Here is a 1925-nt window from a genome sequence, read left to right as displayed (position 1 = left end):
AAGAACATCGTCCTGCCGGTCCTGCAGTCTTTCGACGACGGCTCCTACCTCTCCGAGATCGTGGCCAGTGGTGACCATGACCGCCACGCTCCGGCCCCGGTCCGTGTCATCGAATACCGGCTCGACGACCGCGACAAGGACACCGTCTACCGTCTGATCACCACCCTCTGCGATCCCGATCACGCACCCGCCACCGACCTCGCTGCCCTCTATCACCAGCGGGGGGAGATCGAGAACACCCTGGATGAGATCAAGACCCACCAGGGCGGTCGGCAACTCGTCCTGCGCTCGCAGTATCCCGACGGCATCGAGCAGGAGATCTACGGATTCCTCCTCGTCCACCACACACTGCGCGACGTCATGCACCAGGCCGCTTACGAAGCCGGCCTCGACCCCGACCGGATCTCCTTCACCCGCACCCTCAACGCCGCCCGCCGCCACGTCACCGGCCAGGCGGCGCCTTTCCCCCCTCACGACTCCACCAAGCCCTGACGCACACCACCCGTGAGCTGCTGCAACGCCCCCTACCGCCCCGCAGACGACGCTCCAACCCCCGCGTTATCAAACGCAAGATGAGCAATTGGAACCTCAAACACCCCCACCACCGCAACCCACCCCGGCCACCGACTCACACCGTCACCCTCACGCCACCCACCAAACCAACCAGTCAGCGCCTGAAAAGAAGCTAAATCACCGGTATTGGGCCTAGTGCTGCAACGGTCTTTGGTCTGATGGTTGGGCAGTTTCCGGTGGTGTGTGGCCGCGTTGTTTGTAGTGGCTGAGGCGGGCTTGGTGCTGGTGTCGGCGTCGCCATTGGGACCAGTGCAGGACGTGGTCGATGGGTACCGGTTGGCGGTGGGTGAGGCGGTGGATCAGGCGTCGGAGTTCGGGAAGGCTGAGGGGGACGAGACCGGAGGATCCGTTTCTGCTTTCTCCGTGTCGAGCTCGCGGGCCCGCAGGACGGTGAGGCAGACATGGGCGGCCATGACCAGGGTCATGTGGCGGTGCCAGCCGGGATAGCGGCGGACCTGGTAGTCGTCCAGGCCGCATTCCTGTTTCGCGGTCTGGAAGCATTCCTCGACGGCCCACCGGCTGCCGGCGACACGGATCAGCTGGTCGAGGGTGGTCTCGGCGGGGCAGTAGGCGATGTAGTAGGAGATCTCCTCGGGCCGGCGAATGCTGCGGCGGGCGATCACCCAGTGCCGGCGGTCTTCCCGGTGCCAGGGGCGGACCTCGACTCTCGCCCAGTCGAAGACGCGTGGTCCGTGAGAGCCGTTGCCGCAGGAGCGGCGTTTCCACTTCTGCCTCGGCAGATCGTGGAACAGGTCGTGGACCGGGTGGTCGATGGCCCAGCGGGTGACGACGGTGTCGTGCCGGGTGGTGGCCATGACGTGGAAGACATCGGCCCGCTCAAGCTCGGTCCGCCAGCTTTTCGAGTAGCCGTAGCCGGCGTCCGCACTCACCCACCCGAACGGGATCTTCTCCTCGATCGCCCGGCGGACCATCGCCCTGGCCATCGCGACCTTGGTCTCGAAAGCGACCGCGTCGTCGATGCCGGCCCGACGGCACCGTTCACGATCGTCTGTCCAGGAGGTGGGCAGGTAGAGGCGGCGGTCGATCAGCGTCCGTCCCAACGGAGCCGCATAGGCGAGGAAGACTCCGACCTGGGAGTTCTCCGTCCGCCCTGCCGTTCCCGAGTATTGCCGCTGAACCCCGGCCGACCTCACCCCCTTCTTCAGGAAACCGGTGTCGTCGACGATCAGCACCGCTTCGGGGTCGCCGAGATGCTCCACGACGTACTCGCGCACGTCGTCCAGGACCTCCTCCGCTTCCCAGTCGATCCGGTTCAACAGCCGGTGGATCCGGTCCGGACCCGCATGACCGGCCTCCTCGGCCAGCGTCCACCCGTTCTTGCGCTCGAGCGG

At 66.1% G+C, this 1925-nt stretch carries 2 protein-coding genes; one reads left to right on the top strand and one right to left on the bottom strand.

Annotation, left to right across the window (positions count from 1 at the left end):
- The coding region (locus ACFWUY_RS41410) for a transposase (RefSeq protein ID WP_384122149.1) at window positions 1-492 on the top strand (492 nt) is incomplete at its 5' end.
- A 380-nt stretch (window positions 493-872) separates the two neighbouring features.
- Here the strand turns inward: ACFWUY_RS41410 and ACFWUY_RS41405 are convergent.
- Window positions 873-1925: IS701 family transposase (locus ACFWUY_RS41405; RefSeq protein ID WP_384122146.1), on the bottom strand; the 1053-nt coding region annotated here is incomplete at its 5' end.

The organism is Streptomyces sp. NPDC058664, from assembly GCF_042716635.1.
In the GTDB taxonomy this organism is placed as follows: domain Bacteria; phylum Actinomycetota; class Actinomycetes; order Streptomycetales; family Streptomycetaceae; genus Streptomyces.
The sequence above is the reverse complement of the archived record's forward strand: the minus strand, read 5'-3'. Positions and strand labels throughout refer to the sequence as shown.